Origin of the sequence: Autumnicola patrickiae, assembly GCF_031846525.1 — a bacterium.
GTDB classification, from domain to species: Bacteria; Bacteroidota; Bacteroidia; order Flavobacteriales; family Flavobacteriaceae; genus Autumnicola; species Autumnicola patrickiae.
In genome coordinates this window covers 1-18,033 of record NZ_JAVRHM010000039.1, presented here as the reverse complement: position 1 = coordinate 18,033, position 18,033 = coordinate 1, and the positions used below count along the sequence as shown (strand labels likewise).

Here is an 18,033-nt window from a genome sequence, read left to right as displayed (position 1 = left end):
CAAAAAATACTTTCCACTCTCCACTTTCCTCTCAGCCTGCCGAAGCCCGTCCCCATCTATCCACCTTATACTAATTCACGGGGACAAACTCAGAAGGACATCAACTTACTTTTCCAAAGCCTGTTTTAAATCTTCAATAAGATCTTCTTCGTCTTCAACACCCACGCTTAAACGGATTAGGGAATCTACGATACCAAGCTTCGTCCGTTCTTCCATTGGAATAGAAGCATGCGTCATACTCGCAGGATGTCCGGCAAGCGATTCTACGCCGCCAAGAGATTCTGCAAGGGTGAATACCTTCAGATTTTCGACAAGTTTTACGGCACTTTTCAGTGTATTTTCAGCAGTAGAAAAGGAAATCATTCCGCCGAAACCGCTCATCTGTTTTTTGGCAATATGGTGGTTTGGATGATCCTCAAAACCCGGCCAGTAAACCTTGTCAACTTTTGGATGCGACTTCAGAAATTTTGCCACGGCTTCACCATTTTCACAATGCCGTTGCATTCTTAAATGAAGGGTTTTGATTCCGCGGAGCACAAGAAAACTATCCTGCGGACCACAGATTCCGCCACTCGCCTTCTGAATAAAATAAAGTCTTTCCGCGAGTTCTTTGTCTTTCACCACAAGACCTCCCATTACCACATCACTATGGCCGCCAAGATATTTTGTGGCGCTGTGCATCACAAGATCTGCTCCCAGATCTAATGGTTGTTGCAGGTATGGTGTGGCAAACGTATTATCAACACCCAAAAGCAGCTCGTGCTTTTTGGCAATTTTCGCAACGGCCTCGATATCGATAATATTCATCATTGGGTTAGTTGGAGTTTCCACCCAGATTAGCTTCGTATTTTCATTGATAAACTGTTCGATATTTTCGGCTTTATCCATTCCCACAAAACGGAATTTAATTCCGAAGTTTTCAAAAATCGAGGTGAACAACCGATAGGAACCACCATAAAGATCGTTAGTGGAAATGATTTCATCTCCGGGTTTAAAAAGCTTGAGCACCGCATCTATGGCGGCAAGACCAGATGCAAAGGCAAGACCATATTTACCATTTTCCAGGCTGGCCAAAGACTTTTCCAAAGCAGCCCTGGTGGGATTTCCACTACGGCTATATTCAAAACCTTTATGGCCACCGGGAGTGCTTTGTGCATAAGTACTCGTCTGGTAAATTGGAGGCATTACCGAATTATAAGCCGGATCTGTATTTTCCTGGCCTCCGTGTATTGCTTTTGTATTAAATTTCATCTGACTCTGATTTCTATGCTGTTGTTATTTTTGAACGAAAACAAGCCGCATTTATTAAAAATCCGTTAAGGAATAGCTTCTTCTCCCCCAAATCTACTGCAGATGTTGGGCAATCACAAAATTGCATGTATCTTTATCATTAACTTTAACACCCTTCTTTAAACCGTGAAGAAATTTCTTTTAGTCCTTGTTTTTGCAGTACTTTTCACGGCTTGTGAAGAGGAAAAAGAACCGCTTAAATTCACAAATTATTCCGTAGAAAAATCGTACAATAAATGTAATCCTGAAGAAGGAAACTGCACTTTTATAAGCATGAGTTATCCTGTTGCTGAAGGTGAAAATGAAGCTGCGGAACGAATAAATAAAGAAATCACCAACCATATTATTGAAGTGGTTGACTATCGTGATGATAAAAAAATTGAATCCATTGAAGGGCTGGCGGAAAGATTTATTGAAAATTTTGAGAATACAGCGAACGACTTTCCGGAACAGAATATTCCCTGGGAAGCTTCAGTGTTTGGGGAAATTCCGTTGCGGACGGAGGAACTCATTTCCTTCAGATTTAATTCCCAAATTTTTACCGGTGGTGCCCACGGTTACAGCAGCGTTTCCTTTTTAAATTTTAATCCTCAAACCGGAGCTCAATATTCGCATGACGAATTATTTACTTCAGAATTTAAAGGATACTTTGAAGAGAAATTCCGTGAAGATCAAAATATTCCGCAGGAGGAGCCTATTAACAGCAACGGATTGTTTTTTGAAGATGATAAATTTGTGCTTCCTCAAAATATCGGGTTTACTGAAAATGAAGTGGTTTTACATTATAATGCTTACGAAATTTCGTCTTATGCCGATGGAAATTTCACTTACAGATTCCCTTATTCTGAAGTTGAAGAATTTCTAAAAGTCAGCATAGAAGAAATTCCTGTGGAATAAGAATTCTCCCTAAGTAAACTTTCTCCTGCCATTTAAATGTTTTTAATTTGCAAAAAAAAGCGCCCAGCGTTCAGCAACCTCATTAGGACAAAATGAAAAAGATTTACCACCTCTCTACCTGCGATACCTGTAAACGGATTTTAAAAGAACTGGATCCGCCTTCTTCCTTTATCCTTCAGGACATTAAAACTGAAAAAATTACGACAGAGCAACTGGATGAGATGCAGGAACTTTCTGGAAGTTATGAATCGCTTTTCAGCAAAAGGGCAAGGTTGTACAAAGAAAAAGACCTTAAAAACAAGGTTCTGGACGAGAATCAGTTTAAAAATCTTATCCTGGAGCATTATACTTTCCTAAAACGCCCTGTTGTTATAAATAATGACGAAATATTTATTGGGAATTCAAAGAAAACCGTAGAAGCCGCTAAAGCTTCTATCCATGAGTAGCAGAGCACTGGCGGTGATTGCCGCCATTCTTGCCAGTACAATTTACGGGATAAACCACACCGTTGCCAAGGGGGTAATGCCGTTTTATATAGAACCTTTCGGGTTTATTTTCCTTAGGGTTTTTGGTGCCGCCATACTTTTCTGGGCCATTAGTTTTTTTGTGCCACGGGAGAAAATTGCCAGGTCTGACTGGCCGCGGATTTTCGCCTGCGCCGTTTTTGGAATGGTGGTAAATATGCTCTTTTTCTTTAAAGGATTGAGCTTTTCCACGCCCATAAATAGTTCGGTAATTACCACGCTTTCACCGGTTATGGTAATGATTCTCGCCGCTTTTCTTATTCGGGAGAAAATCACGCTTCTAAAAGTGCTGGGAATTATTGTAGGTCTTGCCGGCGCGCTTGTTTTGGTTCTTTTTGGCACAGCCAGTAAAGAAAATGCACCTAACATTCCGCTGGGAAATATCTTTTTTATCGTAAACGCGTTTTCGTTCGGACTTTATCTCGTAATCGTAAAACCATTGACAGCAAAATACAGTTCGATCACGCTAATGAAGTGGCTTTTCCTGATAGGGGTTATTGTGAATTTCCCGATCACGATTGGCGAATTTACCGATGTAAAATGGACCACTTTACCTTTTGAAGCAGTCTGGAAAATGGCTTTTGTAGTGCTGGGAACCACGTTTATGACTTATTTACTTAACGTGTATGCCTTGAAACAACTCTCTGCCTCCACAATTAGCTCATTTATCTACCTGCAGCCGCTCATAGCCATTATTTATGCCATTACAACCGGCGCCGATACGATGAACTGGACAAAAGCAATCGCTGCAACACTTGTTTTTATTGGGGTTTACATGGTGACGATAAAAAAAACCAGAGTGCGACCTTAGTTTCTAAGCTGAATTTCTTCGGAAGAAAATATGTATATGATGACGCCTCTAAAATGGCAATTATCGTCCTTCTGAAAAAAGATCGTTCAGGAATTCGGGGTAACTGCAGGATTTCAGGTTTTTTAAGTGTGAAGTTTTTAGCTGAAGCGCCCTAAGGGCGAGGTATAAATTTTCTTCGGAATTGTTTTTACCACTGAAGGCTTCCAGTCCCAGCGTAAAGCCGGTAATCTCCAGCGACGGAATTTCAAAACGTGTAAATTCGACGTCAAAACCTTCTTCTATATTTTCTTCTGAAGTGAATTCTACTTTCTTTTCAGCAGTAATTTTATAGGATTTCTTTGCTCGGTTTTTGGTCATTTTCAGCCAATCTATAAGCAAATCTGAATTTACGGAATTCAGGATATTTTCTTCTTCAGAATAGCTCCATTTGCTCCAGTGTTGCAAAATTCCGTACCCCAGCTTTTCATCTTGGGAAATTTTCACTTTTAGTTCGTGCTTCCCATCCCTGATTTTTATTCCGGAATTGGGCGTGTCTGAATTCAGATAATAATCCGTTCTTTCTTCTTCAGGATCTCCCGGCCCAAGCATTTCCAGACTTTCAAAAATATCCCAAAGAACCTGCTTCTCCCGGGAAAACCACCTTATTTCAGAACTTTTGAATTGCATATTTTTATTTCATTATTGATTTCATTAATCTCCCGACTATGTTTATCGGTTGGAGTCTCCCCGAGCGGAGTCGAGGGGTTTTTTTAACCCAGAATTTTCACAAAAAAGCAGGTCTCGACTTCGCTCGACCAGACCACTACCTGAAAACAGAATCTGTCACTTCAGATAGAGGTGACACCGGTATTTTAGCTAATCACGAATATTCAACAATTTCAGCTAACTCGTTTTCCAAAGGTGTGTCTTTTATTCCGGTTTTTTCGCGGAAATATTCTATAAGCTCCTGGTTGTCCAGGTCGTAAATTTCTTTTAATCCGGAAATTATGGTAGAAATATACGCCCTATCCGGTGGATTTATTTCATCTTCAAGATAATGCTCACTGGTAAAGCTAAAAATTGGTTTTTCATCCCTGTGGCCAAGGCAAATCAGTTTCCCATACCTGCCGCCGGGAGAACAAATTACAGATCCTTTCTCTATCAACTCCCCAAATTCAATTGCCAGCTCGCCCTCCATCTTTAATTCCTGTTTTACAAGATCTGTAAACTGATCGCTGCTAATAAGATACTGCCGCCCAAGAGTGACTGCTTCTTTATTATGGCCGGGCTTTAAAAATCCGATGCCACCACCACTCCACGCCGGGGATTCCTTAGCAAAGTATAAATCCCGGTTGATGGTTATAGGATGATTTTCTTTAGGTGCCGCCGTATCTGTACAACCTTTATAATTGGTCAATGCACCGGCCGGAGTACCGCCCTGAATGTAGCACAAAAAACGCTTTTCCTGAATATTTGAACCATAGCAGGCATACCAGACTTCATCGATTTCATACTTCATAGCTAGAAAATTCTATAATTCTGAAGGATCTATATCCTGCGGTTTCTTTCCGAATTTACGGGTGTCTTCTTTAGTCAGGACCTTAAAATCTTCGGTATGTTGGAGTCCGTTTAAATTTTTAAACAACTCTTCAGGAAGTTTGGTTAATTTCCGTTCTTTAAGATCGATCCAGGCTCCCATCATTTCGCAACTGGCGAAATTTCGGCCTTTATGATCATAAAAATTGTGGACGAATTCAAAGTACATTCCGTCTTCAGACAATCCTTTAAGTTGAAGGCTCACTTTTACCGGCATTCCGGCGAAAACCTCTTTAAAATAGTAGATATGTTCATAGAAAACCACCGGCCCGATGTTATTCTTTGCCATCTCCTTCTGACCAAAGCCGTTTTCTATTAAGAAACCCATCCGGGTGTGGCTCATAAAATTAATATAGGCGGTATTTGCCAAATGGCGGTTCGCATCTATATCGCTCCAGCGAATTTCAAATTCTTTCGTATACATTTTTTCAATTTTTTATAAAGCTAAGAAACTTTACTATGCATGCATAATTATCGTGCTAACCGAAGCTATTATTTCACCATTTTTACTAAAAACTTAACATCTGGGCAAAGGTTGACAGCCGTTAAAACTTACTGTTGAATTTGATTTCGGGAAATTCTGCTATTTTAGGCCCATGCCAATCCTGAAAAGTACTTATAAAGCTCCGTTTCTCTTTAGAAGCGCCCATTTTTCCACAATTTACGCGTCTTTACTGCGGAAGGTAAACATTTCGGTGTCTGAAAGGGAGCGGGTAGAAATCAGTGACGGTGATTTTCTCGACCTGGATTGGCGCTATGCCAAAAATGGCAATTATCGGCAATTAATGATCGTAACACATGGTCTTGCAGGTAGTGCCGACAGGCCGTATATGCTGGGAATGGCTAAAGCTTTTTCTGAAAAAGGATTTGATGTTGCGCTTATAAATTTCAGAAGCTGCAGCGGAGAAATTAACCGACTTTTTCGCAGTTACAATGCCGGCGCAACTGAGGATCTTAGGGAAGTAATCGACTTTTGCCTTCAGAAGAAAAAGTACGATAAAATAGTGCTTTCGGGATTTAGTCTTGGCGGAAATTTGCTCCTGAAATATCTGGGGGAAACAGAAAATCTTCCGAAGGAAATAAAAGCGGCAGTTGCGGTCTCTGTACCTTCAGATTTAGGTGCTTCGCTTAGGGAGCTGGACAAACACAAGAATTTTTTATATTCGAGAAGATTTCTGAAAAAGTTGAAAAATCAACTTTATGAGCGACAGAAACTTTTTCCGAAGAAAATTGACAGAAACGATATCGCCGCCTGTAATTCCCTGCTGGCTATTGACGAATTGTACACCAGCAAAGCGCACGGTTACAAAAGCGCGGCAGATTATTACAAGAAATGTAGCAGCCTTCAGTTTTTGTCAAATATCGGCATCCCTACTTTGCTGATAAATGCCAAAAATGATTCCTTTCTTTCCAAGAGTTCTTATCCTGTGGAAATTGCAAAAAACTCTAAGTTTCTTTATCTGGAAGTGCCAAAACATGGCGGCCACGTTGGGTTTTTTCAGAAAGGGGAGCTTTATTATCATGAAGAACGGGCAGTGGATTTTTGCTGCAATTTCTGAGATTTTCTTCTCTTCCCTTTCTTACATATTAAATTTTACACTTATTTTTTCCTTTTCCCTCAACCTCTTCCCTCTCAAATTAAACTTCCCTCGTCTTTGAACTGCTTCAGAATTGATTATCTTTGCGCAACCTTTTAAAAATCAAGCATGATTCAATCAATGACCGGCTTTGGGAAAAGCGTTTCAGAGCTCCCAACAAAAAAAATCACCGTCGAGGTTAAATCCCTTAATAGTAAAAATTTTGATCTTAATGCACGTATTTCCTCTCAATACCGCGAAAAGGAGCTGGAACTGCGAAAAATTATATCAAAATCGCTGGTTCGCGGAAAAATAGACCTTTCGGTTTATGTAGAAAATACGAGCGAAGAAACTTCTTCTATTGTAAACCAGGCGGTGGTGAAAAAGTACATGGAGCAGCTTAGATCACTAGTGAATGGTGACGAAACCGAACTGCTAAAAATGGCGGTAAGAATGCCTGATGCTTTAAAGACCGAAAGGGAAGAAATTGATGAAACTGAGTTTCAAGCTATAGAAGATGCTGTAGAAGAAGCGCTTACCGAGATCAATAATTTTAGATCTGACGAAGGGAAAGCCCTGGAAAAAGATTTGAAATTAAGGGTGTCTAATATTGAGGACCTATTGCAGCAGATCATAAAAATGGATCCTGATAGAATCGACGGCGTAAAAGAGCGACTTAGAAAGGGAGTTGAAGAACTTAAAGAAAATGTAGACGAAAACCGCTTTGAGCAGGAACTGGTTTATTATATAGAGAAATTTGACATTACCGAAGAGAAAGTAAGACTGGAAAACCATCTTAATTATTTTAATGAGACGATAAACAGCGAAGACTCCAATGGTAGGAAACTGGCTTTTATTTCGCAGGAAATGGGCAGGGAAATTAATACCATTGGAAGTAAATCCAATTACGCACCAATGCAGCAGTTAGTAGTGCAGATGAAAGATGAGCTGGAAAAAATAAAAGAACAACTTTTAAACGTACTTTAAATGAGCGAGGGTAATGGTAAACTGATCGTCTTTTCGGCTCCTTCCGGTTCCGGTAAAACCACGATTGTCCAGCACTTATTACGACAGGAAGAACTAAAACTGGATTTTTCAATATCGGCAACATCACGTGAGCCCCGGGGAGATGAAGTTAATGGAAAAGATTATTACTTCTTATCTCTGGAAGATTTCAAAAGGAAAATAAAAGCCGAGGAATTTTTGGAATGGGAAGAGGTTTACCGGGATAATTTTTATGGTACGCTAAAAAGCGAGATTGAAAGGATCTGGAGTGAAGGTAAAAATGTGATTTTTGATATTGATGTTGTAGGCGGACTGGATATAAAGAACATTTATCCTGAAAAAACATTGGCTGTTTTTGTAAAGCCCCCAAGTATAGAAGAACTTAAAATAAGGCTTAAGAAGAGAAAAACCGAAACTCCTGATAAAATAAATATGCGCGTTGCCAAGGCTTCTATCGAGCTTGCCACTGCACCGCAATTCGATTTTATTATAGAGAACAACAACCTGGAAGTGGCACTGGAAGAGGCCTATCAACTGGTAGCAAATTATATTGGGGTAAATGTTGAAAAATGAATAGAAAGGTAGGATTGTTTTTTGGCACTTTTAACCCAATCCATATTGGCCATCTAATCATTGCCAACCATATGGCAGAATTTTCAGATCTTGAAGAAATCTGGTTGGTGGTAACGCCTCATAATCCTCTAAAGAAAAAAAGTAGTCTTCTGGACAATCATCACCGCCTGGAGATGGTTTATCGCGCCTGCGAACCTTTTGAAAAACTCAAACCCAGCAATATTGAATTTGGGCTGGAGCAACCAAATTATACAGTAAAAACACTACTGCATTTGCAGGAAAAATATCCAACGAACGACTTTTGCCTCATTATGGGGGAAGACAATTTGAAAAGCTTCCATAAATGGAAAAATTATGAAGTGATTCTGGAGAATCATCAGCTTTATGTTTATCCGAGGATATCGGGAGATAAAATTCAGAATCAGTTTAAAGATCATCCAAAAATTACCAGAGTGGCTGCTCCAAGAATGGAAATTTCGGCAACTTTTATAAGGCAGGCTATTTCTGAAGGAAAGAACATTGGGCCGTTACTTAGCGACCCGGTATGGGATTATATTAAGCACATGAATTTTTACAAATAGAAAGACTGCTTAAAAATTTATTTGAGTGCTCTATTTTAGCTGATTGAACCTACTTTTTTCATTGTGGAACTACAAGCTTAGAACGTCGACTGCTCTCAATGTAGCACCCTCAAAATTTCTAAACAGTCTCTTTATTAATTTCTTTCTTCAGGCTGTGGTATTCGCAATACCTGACCCGGATAAATTTTATCAGGATCCTTTAGCATTGGTCGATTAGCTTCAAAAATCTCCTTGTATCTATTGGGGTCTCCGTAATGATCCTCTGCTATTTTACTGAGAGTATCTCCTCTTTCTACAGTATGAAAAATAGCTTCCGGCTCTTCATCTTCCACATCCATTCTATCATCTACCTGTGCAATACCGGCAGTGTTTCCCACAACAAGAATAATCTTCTCGCGGGTAGCCTGATCTTCTGCCTCGCCAGAAACAGTAGCCATATCCCCTTCAATAGTAATATCCAGATTATCTATTCCTAAGTTGAGTTCCCGGATATTCTCTTCCAGTCTTGAAGCCGCCTTGGCATTTTCCTGCTGATTTTCTTTAGTCCTTTGTTCGGAAACATTAAGGTTCTTTTCAGATTTAGATTTACCTATACCCAAAATCTTTGATCCAGCTTCTTTTATAAAAGAGAATATGCCCATATACGATTAAATTCTATTGCTGTAAGAAAGTTACGAAAGTGAAATAAGACCCCAAGCTGTTGTCTATTAAAGTTTTGTTAGATTTTAAATAAAAAACCACCCCAATTGAGGTGGTTTTAGAATAACCAAAAACAGAAAAAATATTCTTCTTTTCCTTAAGAAGAACAACCATATAACGTAAAGAACTCCCTGGAGATTATAGGGGTATACGTTAATAATTTGTAAAAAACTGAAGAATCCGCAACAAGGGGGCCAAAAAATGATTTAAAAGAAGTATACTTAAAAAATTGATTATTTTTGAAAGACTTAAACTAATTCTATGGATACATATCCGAAGTTTGCTGTTATTGGCGGCGGAAGTTGGGCTACTGCAATTGTAAAAATGCTATGTGAAAATGTTGACCATGTACATTGGTATATGCGAAGTATTTATGCAGTAGAGCATATTAAAAAGCAGGAGCATAACCCTAACTATCTTAGTTCTGTAGAATTTAATACTGAGCAGTTAAAACTAAGCAATGATATTAATGAAACTGTAAAACATGCAGATTATATCATATTCGCAATTCCTTCAGCTTTCCTAAAGAGGGAACTGGAAAATCTTAAGGTACCTCTTGACGACAAAATCATATTTTCAGCTATTAAAGGAATTGTTCCCGAAACCAGCTTGATTGTAGGGGAGCATTTTGAAGAATACTATAACATCCCATACGAAAATATTGGTGTGATTACAGGACCCTGTCATGCCGAAGAAGTTGCTTTAGAAAGACTTTCTTATTTAACCATTGCCTGTGCCGATGAGAAAAAGGCGCAGCTTATGGCAGATTGCCTGGGCAGCGATTATATCACCTGTAAAATTACCGATGATGTTACCGGAACCGAATATGCCGCCGTTCTAAAAAATATATATGCAATTGCTGCAGGTATTGCCCATGGTTTAGGTTATGGAGATAACTTCCAGAGTGTCCTTATGAGCAACGCCATTAGGGAAATGAAGAAGTTTATTAAAAAGGTGCACAAGATGAAGCGAAACATCAATGATTCTGCTTATCTCGGCGATTTGCTGGTTACAGGATATTCGGTGTTTAGCCGTAACCGCATGTTTGGAAACATGATTGGGAAAGGCTATACCGTTAAGAGCGCACAAATGGAAATGAGCATGATTGCAGAAGGTTATTACGCTACAGAAAGTGCGTACAAAATCAATAAAGCCAAAGGTGCTAAAACTCCTATAATAAATGCAGTTTATGCAATTCTTTATGAAGGTAAGAATCCAAAAAAAGTTTTCAAGAAACTTGCAGAAAAGTTGGATTAAAGAACAAACCATGGTTTTTCGGCAGCTTTTTTACTCCATTCTTTCAAGTAAAAAATTCGAAATCGAAAAATAACTCTTCAATTTTCGAAAACCAGGAACGGATTTTTATTTAAAATTATCGATGAAAAGCATTATATCTTCGACCAAGTTACAAGTTTCATTTTCAATGAATTAAAATGTATAATCTTCAATTTTTTTGTTTTATAATTGCACTGTAAAAGATTTACAACCCTAGATTATTTACTAACTTAACCTAATTAAAAATGACTAAAAAACTACTTGGTCTTAGCTTTATTGTATCCATTTTTTTTATTTCATGTGAGTCGGATGATATTCAAAATTCTTCAACCGACGAATCAAATGATATTTTTCAGAAGGAAAGCGATTCAGAAGTTTTAAGGAGTGCCGTAACTACAGAAGGTGCGGGTGTTCTTGGAATTACAACAATTTCCGGCGCCAGGAATTCTAAAAAGAAGGACGTTTCAGAAATAGGACAGATTGCACTGGAACAAATTGCAACTATAGATCCTCCTGTTCTTGACGGCCAGGCAATGCGTGCCAACCACGTTGAGATAGACGGTGATTATGCTTATGTTGCCTATACCAAAGAAGGCGCTACCTATCTTGGTGGAATTGATATTATCGATATTAGCAATAAATTTGAACCAAAAGTGATAAGCAGGGTTACTACAAACTCTGCAGATGTTAATGCCTTGTTCTATAAAGAGAATAAAATCTATTTTACCGGAGCATATAACGATCAAACAGCAGATCCTGTTCGTGCTTTTTATGGGACTGTAGAAACAGCAGGTGGCCAATTTACTTCTGACTTTACTGCACAAAAATTCAGCCTTGGACAGGCCGGTGTGGATATCCTTCCTTTCGATAGCAGCTTTATTGCAGTTAGCGGAAGCGATGGTGTGATAGCCTCTTACGACTCTCCAGATTCTAACCTGAAAGCTGAAGCATCTTATAGCGACCTTAGGTCTGCTGCATACGCCAACGGCAATCTTGTTGCTTTAAGCGGAGATAATGGTTTATTGGTACTGGACAATCAAAACCTGACGATCAAAAAAGAAATCGCTCTATCTGGTCTTGTAGCCGAATCTAAAAGAACAATGGAATTTATTGGGAATCTTCTCATGATTTCTGAAGGCGCTGCAGGTATAGGCATCTACAATACTGAAACGTGGGATTTAGTAACAAGGTTACCTATAAACACTATTCCTGATGCAGAAATTGCCGAAGGTGAAAAAGTAACCAATGCTGTTTCCAGCTTAGACCAGTTTATCCTTATGGCCAATGGAGGGGCAGGATTCGGAATTGCCCGACTTGATGCTACCAAGGCTTTAGCTGAAGAAGGAATAATTGAAATCGATGGATCTGCAAACTACGTAAAAGCTAAAGGAGATTATATTTTTGTCGCTTCAGGGACAGGCGGACTTCGAATATTAAAAATGAGCAGACCTAACGTAGACAATGGCGCTGGCGAGGAAACTGCTCCGGAATTTGCTGAGTGCTCATCTTACGAAATTTACAATGAAGGTCCTTATTTCAACGTAAATTCCAACGAAGAAAAAGCGTATTCCGGCTCCGCAACTGTATTGTATTTAAATGTAAGCGATAAACTGACTTATTGTGGTTCTTTAAACGTACAAAATACTGCCAACATTAACAGCAATGGAGAATTTAATATGAATGGATCTTTTGCCGTAGGTGCTGTTGGAAAAAACCTGGATTTAAATATAAATGCTAATTCTGTTCTTAGGATACAAGGAAGTGTTACCGTTTATGGAAACTTAAACCTTAACAGTAGATCTACACTGGAATTTGTTGGAAATAATTCTTCAATCCATATCTACGGTGAGGTAAGAAAGGGACAAAATGTTACTATTACCGGAAATTATACCGATACTTCAGATAAATTATAACCAATCAATCGAAGGCTAGGTTGATGAGAAAAGCCCCATCTGAATTTTTTCAGAAGGGGCTTTCTTATTTTTTAAATTTTCATATTATTCTGCTAAGACTCCCTCCTTTGGGATTACAGGAATGAACCTGACTTTATCTTCAGAAATAGTGTTTTTAGGAAAGAAATACTTCTTTTCGAACATCCTGTTATCAGCAAAGAAAGTGACCAGAAATTCATTATTTAATGCTGTTACCTCATCCTGGATATACTCAATTTTGGCAAAGGAATGTGGAGGTAACTTCTCCAGTTTATGCCGCATAATGGAAGTTTCTTTTTTACCTTCAAATCCGCGGGCAACAATCAGGATCATTTCTATAGAAGTTCCGCGGTTATTGATGATGTACGCATTCCATTCGTCGCTTCGGAATTCCTTATTAAACTCCCTCACCACAGCTACGTGAACGTCTTTAACTTCAGGTATTTCTATGTCTTTTTTCAAAATGTATCTTCTACCGTATCTTTAATTTTATTCCAAATAATCCAGAGAATGATGGCTGCTGCAATAAAGAGAATTGCGCCAAAGAGGATCTCGATAATTTCGATAATGATGGTAACATATACGATTACACAAAAAATAACCACTGCCACAAAAACAAATCCTGCCTTTTTCATCTAATAAGAGTTTAAAGCCATTCTACCGGCTTTTAAGGCAGCTAGTAATGACCGGGTTAATTATACTAATTTATAAAGAAGATCGGAATTGTTCCAGAAAACGAACATCATTTTCATAAAACATCCTAATATCCCCAATTTGGTAAAGAAGCATAGCAATGCGCTCTATGCCCATTCCAAAAGCAAATCCGGAATATTCTGTAGGATCAATTCCGCAGTTCTTAAGCACATTTGGATCTACCATTCCGCAGCCCATTATTTCCAGCCATCCGGTTCCTTTGGTGATCCGGTAATCCGTTTCAGTTTCCAGCCCCCAGTAAATATCCACTTCTGCACTTGGTTCAGTAAATGGAAAATAAGAAGGTCGTAAGCGGATTTTTGATTTTCCGAAGAGTTGTTTAGTGAAGTACAACAACGTCTGTTTTAAATCTGCAAAAGAAACATCCTTATCGATATAAAGACCTTCCACCTGGTGAAAAATACAATGGGAGCGCGCCGAAATTGCTTCATTTCTGAAAACCCTTCCCGGCGAAATTGTACGGATTGGCGGCTTGTTATCTTCCATATAGCGCACCTGTACCGAAGAGGTATGGGTACGAAGCAAAATATCGGGATCTGTCTGGATAAAAAACGTGTCCTGCATATCCCTGGCAGGATGATATTCCGGAAGGTTTAGAGCAGTAAAGTTGTGCCAGTCATCTTCAATCTCAGGTCCTTCGGAAACATTGAAGCCAATGTTCGAAAAAATCTCAATAATCTGGTTTTTCACAACAGAAATAGGGTGGCGGGAACCAATTTGTACAGGCTCTGCGGGCCGGGACAAATCCCCATAAACCCCTTTTTCTTCCTCTTTGCTCTCCAGTTCATCTTTTAAAGCTGAAACTTTTTGCTGCGCCCCGGTCTTTAGCTCATTAATAGCCTGGCCAAAATCCTTTTTTTGCTCATTCGGAACATTTTTAAATTCAGCAAAAAACTGATTTAAAATTCCTTTTTTTCCCAGGAATTTAATCCTGAAAGCTTCAATTTCTTCTGCCGTTTGTGCCTGAAAAGCCTCAACTTCAGCAATATATTCCTTTATCTTATCAATCATTCGGGATTCATCTTTTTCAGAAAGGCAAATTTAAAAAAAATTGCGGCTTGAAAGGTTTTTTAAAGACTTTATAAAATCTGAGATGATAAAAAAAAGGTAGACCGATAATTGGCATTTTTGAATGCCATTTTAATGGAGATAGAAAAAGTGGAAAGATTTTTCACTCTTTACTCCTTTTTCTCGTTAACTTTTTAACTCTTTTCCTTCTCTGCAGGTCGATAATTGGCATTTTAGAATATGCTCTTATAGTAGAAAGCAAAAAGTGCACTCTTCACTTTTTTGCAGAGGCTTCCTGAGTTCTGTAGATATATTCCATTAGAAAAAATACCGAAAGCGCTCCAAACGTGTGCCAGAGCCAATGTGTGCCCATTTCGAGCTCATCCATATGCTTATCCATCGCCCTGAAGCTTATCGCGATGCAAAAACTGAGCAGAGCAAATAAAACCTGAAGAAAATGGCGAAAATTAGTTTCAAAAAGATAAAGAATTATTGGCAACAGCAGCCCCAGCGCTGTTCCAACATAGTTCATCGATTCCTGATATCTCCCAAATGGCACATATCGTACTCCGAAAACTAAAACAAGGACGATAATTGCCAAAAAGAGCCTTTGCCATAGTCCGCTGGTTGATTTAAATATGAAAAACACCGAAACCGCGAGGCATAATAGCAAAATTGGCAGCCAGTCCAAAATAAGCCAGATTTCGTGGCTTCTCGTGGCATGGTAGATCGTACCTCCAATAAAGCCAATTATTAACACCGGAATGCTGAAGGCCAGAAATTTCTGTTCCCTATAGTCCGGATAAACTTTACGTCCAAAATAGATAGCAAAAAATAAGAAAAAGAGATTGCTGAAAGTATTAAATGGCTCTACAGGAAACCTACCTTCGATCGTCTCCTGATAAATAGGCCCGCTGTCGTTTGGGAAAGACAGCAATGTCACCAAAACATCCATTTATAGAATATACTCCTTTTCCATGAAATATTGAACAATAGCCTCTTTCATCAACACTGTTTGTTCACCCGCCTTTAAAACGGGCAATTGTCCCAGCATTTTATAGTGCGGCCAGCCATCATCATCAAAATAGTCGAATTCGTAATAGCCGTAAGGCTCAAGCAAACGGCAAATTGCGATATGCATTAAATCGAGCTTATGATCTTTCTTAAACTTACGGTGAGGCTGTCCCAATTCCTGAACTCCAATAATGTAAATTATCGCATCCAGGTCCATTAATTCTCCATCTGCAAACTGGTTGGAAAGCTTTTTCTGAAGAACTTCCCAACGCTCCTTTAATTGTTCATCTCTTGCCATTTTGCAAAGATAAGATTCTTACTTAATGAAATTACTATATTTGGATTATGAATATAATAGATATTGTTTTAGCCCTTATCTTACTCTATGGTGCTGTAAGAGGTTTCTTTAGAGGTATTTTAGCCGAAATTGCTTCTCTTGTAGGGATCGTGCTGGGAATATACGGCGCCATACGATTTTCACACCTCCTGAGCGATGTTCTGGAAAATTATGTAGATTGGGATATGCAGTACGTGAATTTACTGTCCTTTGCAATAACATTTTTTCTTATTTTATTTCTCATATCACTGGCGGGCAAAATTCTTACCAATATTGCTGCTTTTGCTGCTCTTGGCATTGTAAACAAAATACTAGGCGCAGGATTTGGGCTTCTAAAGGTCGCTTTTTTGACCAGCGTTATTATTATGTTCTTTAAATCTACAAATGAAGAAATAGACCTTATAGAAGAGGAAGTTTTGGAATCTTCGGAATTATATGAACCTGTAGAACGCATTGCCCCTTTATTGTTACCTTCGATTCTCCGGGAGGCAAGAGAGCGGAATATAATTGATGATCTGGATGAACTTACCGCGTAATCTGTAATGAAGTGATGTGCGTTTTTTAATAAGGTTAGAACCGGAAAATCATGGTAAAAGATGACTTCCATTTATTAACTTGTTGGCAGCAATACGACCAGAAATGACAGAAGAAGAAAAGAGAAAAGAATTTAAAGCTGAAATGCAGGAATTCATAGAAGAATTTCCAAAAATTGAGATTGAAAAGAGAGAAAGAGAAATAGACCTTGGAGATGGTGAAATTTATCATTCATTACTATACATCGTTAATAAGGTTGAAGGTGTTGGAGATATTGAATTATTTATAAGAGATAAAGAACATCTTAAAAATTTCAAACAAATCATTTCAACAGATTTTCTTTTATTTGATGATTTTCTAGGTATTAATAAAGAAAACAAAATTGAAGTTTATTTAAATCCAATCAATGTACCCTATACAGTATTAAGCATTGAAGATGGAGAAGATAAAACCATTTTTGATGTTAAACTGAATTACTTAAAAAACGAATTAGATATAAAAATTCAAATTAATCCAGAGGGCAGTATTATTCCAATTTTAGCTAAACAAATAAGAGGCTTTCGAACACCACTTAGAAGAAGTATCGTTTTAACAATAAAGAATCTGAGTAAAATTTCGAATGAAGGATTAATGAGTGATGTTAGAAGTATTATCAATTCCGTACTTTTTGATATCGAATACACTTATAATATATCTTTCGAAACAGTGAATATCCAGAACTTCATTAGAAGGAATATTAGTAAGAAAAAAGTACGAAATGCGATTCCAACAGAACAGATAAACTTAATTCATAAAAATTACATTTCTGAACTAATCGAGTATTATCATATCGGAGAAAAAGTTGATTTTCTTCCCTTTAAGTACATATGTTATTATCATATAATAGAATATTTCTCAGACAAAAGTGCTTATTATGTTGTTTCAGAAAAACTAAAAAATTTATTACTTAAACCAGACTTTCACCAACAAACGAATAAATATGTTGCTCAAGCAATAAATTCTTTAAAAAGGAAAATGACAGATATGCAAGTGATAAAATAAAAATTGACAGAGTCTTAAAACAGTTTGTTAACAGGGAAGAATTAAAAGATTATCTAACAGAAAATGGAACAATTGAACACTTTCAGAATGAATGTCTTCTGGAATGTAACAAAGAACTAAAGTTACCGAAAATTGACTTTTCACAAGAAGCTAATTTTTATACTAATCTGACTAAGAGAGTATATTCTTTAAGATGTTCAATTGTGCATTCAAATCCTGATTTTGATGACGCTAAGGCAGTGCCATTCATTACTACACCAAAAAATATGGATAATCTGAGAACTGAGATAGAGATGATAATGGAAATTTCGAGAATGATTATTATTGGAAGTAAAGAATAAAACTGTGGCTAAAATTGCATAATAGTAATTGCAGTGAAATGTCTTTCGGGCTCAACTGCGTAAGAATAAAAGTCGGCAATCTAGTCTAACTTAGTTTTTAAACAATCCGCAACTGACGATATAGTAGACGTTTTTTGGATTCCCACTTTAGGAAACTTAATTATTTTCCCAGGCTAACATCAAAGAAGAAGATCTAGAATTTCGGGAATTCAGGCATAGATCATAGCGATTCAACTTCTTGGCTATCGCAATAAAATTTGACTATAACCAGAAAGTTTCAGAATGAACAAAAAAGAAAATAAAAGT

Annotated in this window: 20 protein-coding genes and 1 pseudogene; 11 read left to right on the top strand and 10 right to left on the bottom strand. The window is 37.9% G+C overall.

The genetic code is table 11. From position 1 onward, the window contains the following. Positions 1-105: 105 nt before the first annotated feature. A pseudogene (locus RM549_RS19005) lies at positions 106-1,257 on the bottom strand (cystathionine gamma-synthase); the annotation flags it as partial. Positions 1,258-1,416: 159 nt separating this feature from the next. Between RM549_RS19005 and RM549_RS19000 the strand changes: the two are divergent. The 3 genes from RM549_RS19000 (at position 1,417) to RM549_RS18990 (ending at position 3,522) form a co-directional block, all read left to right on the top strand. Further along, complete coding sequence (locus tag RM549_RS19000; RefSeq protein WP_311687653.1) at positions 1,417-2,187, top strand: DUF3298 and DUF4163 domain-containing protein; 771 nt, start codon at positions 1,417-1,419, stop codon at positions 2,185-2,187. 92 nt (positions 2,188-2,279) lie between these two features. Further along, the gene (locus tag RM549_RS18995) at positions 2,280-2,633 is read left to right on the top strand and encodes an arsenate reductase family protein (RefSeq protein WP_311687651.1); all 354 of its coding nucleotides are present in this window, start codon (positions 2,280-2,282) and stop codon (positions 2,631-2,633) included. After that, positions 2,626-3,522, top strand: coding sequence for a DMT family transporter (locus RM549_RS18990; protein WP_311687649.1), 897 nt, complete (start codon positions 2,626-2,628; stop codon positions 3,520-3,522). The genes RM549_RS18995 and RM549_RS18990 overlap by 8 nt, the downstream gene beginning before the upstream one ends. 60 nt (positions 3,523-3,582) lie before the next feature. On the opposite strand, the gene RM549_RS18985 is transcribed toward RM549_RS18990, so the two are convergent. From RM549_RS18985 to RM549_RS18975, 3 genes are all read right to left on the bottom strand, one after another. Next, on the bottom strand, positions 3,583-4,188 hold the full coding sequence (locus tag RM549_RS18985; RefSeq protein ID WP_311687648.1) for a hypothetical protein: 606 nt from the start codon (positions 4,186-4,188) through the stop codon (positions 3,583-3,585). Positions 4,189-4,381: 193 nt separating this feature from the next. Then, positions 4,382-5,020: a hypothetical protein gene (locus RM549_RS18980; protein ID WP_311687644.1), complete on the bottom strand. Its 639-nt coding sequence runs from the start codon at positions 5,018-5,020 to the stop codon at positions 4,382-4,384. 12 nt (positions 5,021-5,032) lie between these two features. Continuing rightward, positions 5,033-5,521 carry an acyl-CoA thioesterase gene (locus RM549_RS18975; protein ID WP_311687642.1) on the bottom strand — a complete coding sequence of 163 codons (489 nt, stop codon included), beginning with the start codon at positions 5,519-5,521 and terminating at the stop codon, positions 5,033-5,035. 172 nt (positions 5,522-5,693) lie between these two features. Here RM549_RS18975 and RM549_RS18970 point away from each other — a divergent pair, with 172 nt between their 5' ends. The 4 genes from RM549_RS18970 (at position 5,694) to nadD (ending at position 8,833) form a co-directional block, all read left to right on the top strand. Then, positions 5,694-6,656: a YheT family hydrolase gene (locus RM549_RS18970; RefSeq protein ID WP_311687640.1), complete on the top strand. Its 963-nt coding sequence runs from the start codon at positions 5,694-5,696 to the stop codon at positions 6,654-6,656. Between the two features lie 147 nt (positions 6,657-6,803). Then, on the top strand, positions 6,804-7,661 hold the full coding sequence (locus tag RM549_RS18965; protein WP_311687638.1) for a YicC/YloC family endoribonuclease: 858 nt from the start codon (positions 6,804-6,806) through the stop codon (positions 7,659-7,661). Further along, the gene (gmk, locus tag RM549_RS18960) at positions 7,662-8,252 is read left to right on the top strand and encodes a guanylate kinase (RefSeq protein ID WP_311687636.1); all 591 of its coding nucleotides are present in this window, start codon (positions 7,662-7,664) and stop codon (positions 8,250-8,252) included. Then, positions 8,249-8,833, top strand: a complete 585-nt coding sequence (nadD, locus tag RM549_RS18955; RefSeq protein ID WP_311687634.1) for a nicotinate (nicotinamide) nucleotide adenylyltransferase — start codon at positions 8,249-8,251, stop codon at positions 8,831-8,833. The genes gmk and nadD overlap by 4 nt, the downstream gene beginning before the upstream one ends. 134 nt (positions 8,834-8,967) lie before the next feature. On the opposite strand, the gene lysM is transcribed toward nadD, so the two are convergent. Beyond that, positions 8,968-9,474 carry a peptidoglycan-binding protein LysM gene (gene lysM / locus RM549_RS18950; protein WP_311687633.1) on the bottom strand — a complete coding sequence of 169 codons (507 nt, stop codon included), beginning with the start codon at positions 9,472-9,474 and terminating at the stop codon, positions 8,968-8,970. 319 nt (positions 9,475-9,793) lie between these two features. On the opposite strand from lysM, the gene RM549_RS18945 reads away from it, so the two are divergent. Both RM549_RS18945 and RM549_RS18940 read left to right on the top strand, forming a co-directional pair. Continuing rightward, complete coding sequence (locus tag RM549_RS18945; RefSeq protein ID WP_311687632.1) at positions 9,794-10,789, top strand: NAD(P)H-dependent glycerol-3-phosphate dehydrogenase; 996 nt, start codon at positions 9,794-9,796, stop codon at positions 10,787-10,789. 263 nt (positions 10,790-11,052) lie between these two features. Then, positions 11,053-12,720, top strand: a complete 1,668-nt coding sequence (locus RM549_RS18940) for an LVIVD repeat-containing protein (protein ID WP_311687630.1) — start codon at positions 11,053-11,055, stop codon at positions 12,718-12,720. Positions 12,721-12,804: 84 nt separating this feature from the next. On the opposite strand, the gene RM549_RS18935 is transcribed toward RM549_RS18940, so the two are convergent. The 5 genes from RM549_RS18935 to RM549_RS18915 form a co-directional block, all read right to left on the bottom strand. Further along, complete coding sequence (locus RM549_RS18935; protein WP_311687629.1) at positions 12,805-13,200, bottom strand: hypothetical protein; 396 nt, start codon at positions 13,198-13,200, stop codon at positions 12,805-12,807. Next, positions 13,197-13,373, bottom strand: coding sequence for a hypothetical protein (locus tag RM549_RS18930; protein WP_311687628.1), 177 nt, complete (start codon positions 13,371-13,373; stop codon positions 13,197-13,199). Before RM549_RS18930 ends, RM549_RS18935 begins: the two co-directional genes overlap by 4 nt. A 70-nt stretch (positions 13,374-13,443) precedes the next feature. Further along, positions 13,444-14,463, bottom strand: coding sequence for a phenylalanine--tRNA ligase subunit alpha (gene pheS, locus RM549_RS18925; RefSeq protein WP_311687627.1), 1,020 nt, complete (start codon positions 14,461-14,463; stop codon positions 13,444-13,446). A gap of 271 nt (positions 14,464-14,734) precedes the next feature. Continuing rightward, on the bottom strand, positions 14,735-15,415 hold the full coding sequence (locus RM549_RS18920) for a ceramidase domain-containing protein (RefSeq protein ID WP_311687626.1): 681 nt from the start codon (positions 15,413-15,415) through the stop codon (positions 14,735-14,737). Next, positions 15,416-15,772, bottom strand: coding sequence for a hypothetical protein (locus RM549_RS18915; RefSeq protein WP_311687625.1), 357 nt, complete (start codon positions 15,770-15,772; stop codon positions 15,416-15,418). A 47-nt stretch (positions 15,773-15,819) separates the two neighbouring features. Here RM549_RS18915 and RM549_RS18910 point away from each other — a divergent pair, with 47 nt between their 5' ends. Both RM549_RS18910 and RM549_RS18905 read left to right on the top strand, forming a co-directional pair. After that, positions 15,820-16,347 (top strand): CvpA family protein, encoded by a 528-nt coding sequence (locus tag RM549_RS18910; protein ID WP_311687623.1) that lies wholly within the window; start codon positions 15,820-15,822, stop codon positions 16,345-16,347. Between the two features lie 103 nt (positions 16,348-16,450). After that, positions 16,451-17,386, top strand: a complete 936-nt coding sequence (locus tag RM549_RS18905) for a hypothetical protein (RefSeq protein ID WP_311687621.1) — start codon at positions 16,451-16,453, stop codon at positions 17,384-17,386. The last annotated feature ends 647 nt before the right edge of the window (positions 17,387-18,033 follow it).

Excerpts from the sequence above, each read along its gene's own strand:
- RM549_RS18975 (WP_311687642.1), bottom strand. The coding sequence starts at position 5,521 with ATGTATACGAAAGAATTTGAAATTCGCTGGAGCGATATAGATGCGAAC.
- RM549_RS18945 (WP_311687632.1), top strand. The coding sequence starts at position 9,794 with ATGGATACATATCCGAAGTTTGCTGTTATTGGCGGCGGAAGTTGGGCT.
- RM549_RS18985 (WP_311687648.1), bottom strand. The coding sequence starts at position 4,188 with ATGCAATTCAAAAGTTCTGAAATAAGGTGGTTTTCCCGGGAGAAGCAG.
- RM549_RS18990 (WP_311687649.1), top strand. The coding sequence starts at position 2,626 with ATGAGTAGCAGAGCACTGGCGGTGATTGCCGCCATTCTTGCCAGTACA.
- lysM (WP_311687633.1), bottom strand. The coding sequence starts at position 9,474 with ATGGGCATATTCTCTTTTATAAAAGAAGCTGGATCAAAGATTTTGGGT.
- RM549_RS18930 (WP_311687628.1), bottom strand. The coding sequence starts at position 13,373 with ATGAAAAAGGCAGGATTTGTTTTTGTGGCAGTGGTTATTTTTTGTGTA.
- RM549_RS18920 (WP_311687626.1), bottom strand. The coding sequence starts at position 15,415 with ATGGATGTTTTGGTGACATTGCTGTCTTTCCCAAACGACAGCGGGCCT.
- RM549_RS18980 (WP_311687644.1), bottom strand. The coding sequence starts at position 5,020 with ATGAAGTATGAAATCGATGAAGTCTGGTATGCCTGCTATGGTTCAAAT.
- RM549_RS18910 (WP_311687623.1), top strand. The coding sequence starts at position 15,820 with ATGAATATAATAGATATTGTTTTAGCCCTTATCTTACTCTATGGTGCT.
- RM549_RS18995 (WP_311687651.1), top strand. The coding sequence starts at position 2,280 with ATGAAAAAGATTTACCACCTCTCTACCTGCGATACCTGTAAACGGATT.
- RM549_RS18970 (WP_311687640.1), top strand. The coding sequence starts at position 5,694 with ATGCCAATCCTGAAAAGTACTTATAAAGCTCCGTTTCTCTTTAGAAGC.
- nadD (WP_311687634.1), top strand. The coding sequence starts at position 8,249 with ATGAATAGAAAGGTAGGATTGTTTTTTGGCACTTTTAACCCAATCCAT.
- RM549_RS18965 (WP_311687638.1), top strand. The coding sequence starts at position 6,804 with ATGATTCAATCAATGACCGGCTTTGGGAAAAGCGTTTCAGAGCTCCCA.
- gmk (WP_311687636.1), top strand. The coding sequence starts at position 7,662 with ATGAGCGAGGGTAATGGTAAACTGATCGTCTTTTCGGCTCCTTCCGGT.
- pheS (WP_311687627.1), bottom strand. The coding sequence starts at position 14,463 with ATGATTGATAAGATAAAGGAATATATTGCTGAAGTTGAGGCTTTTCAG.
- RM549_RS18940 (WP_311687630.1), top strand. The coding sequence starts at position 11,053 with ATGACTAAAAAACTACTTGGTCTTAGCTTTATTGTATCCATTTTTTTT.
- RM549_RS18905 (WP_311687621.1), top strand. The coding sequence starts at position 16,451 with ATGACAGAAGAAGAAAAGAGAAAAGAATTTAAAGCTGAAATGCAGGAA.
- RM549_RS18915 (WP_311687625.1), bottom strand. The coding sequence starts at position 15,772 with ATGGCAAGAGATGAACAATTAAAGGAGCGTTGGGAAGTTCTTCAGAAA.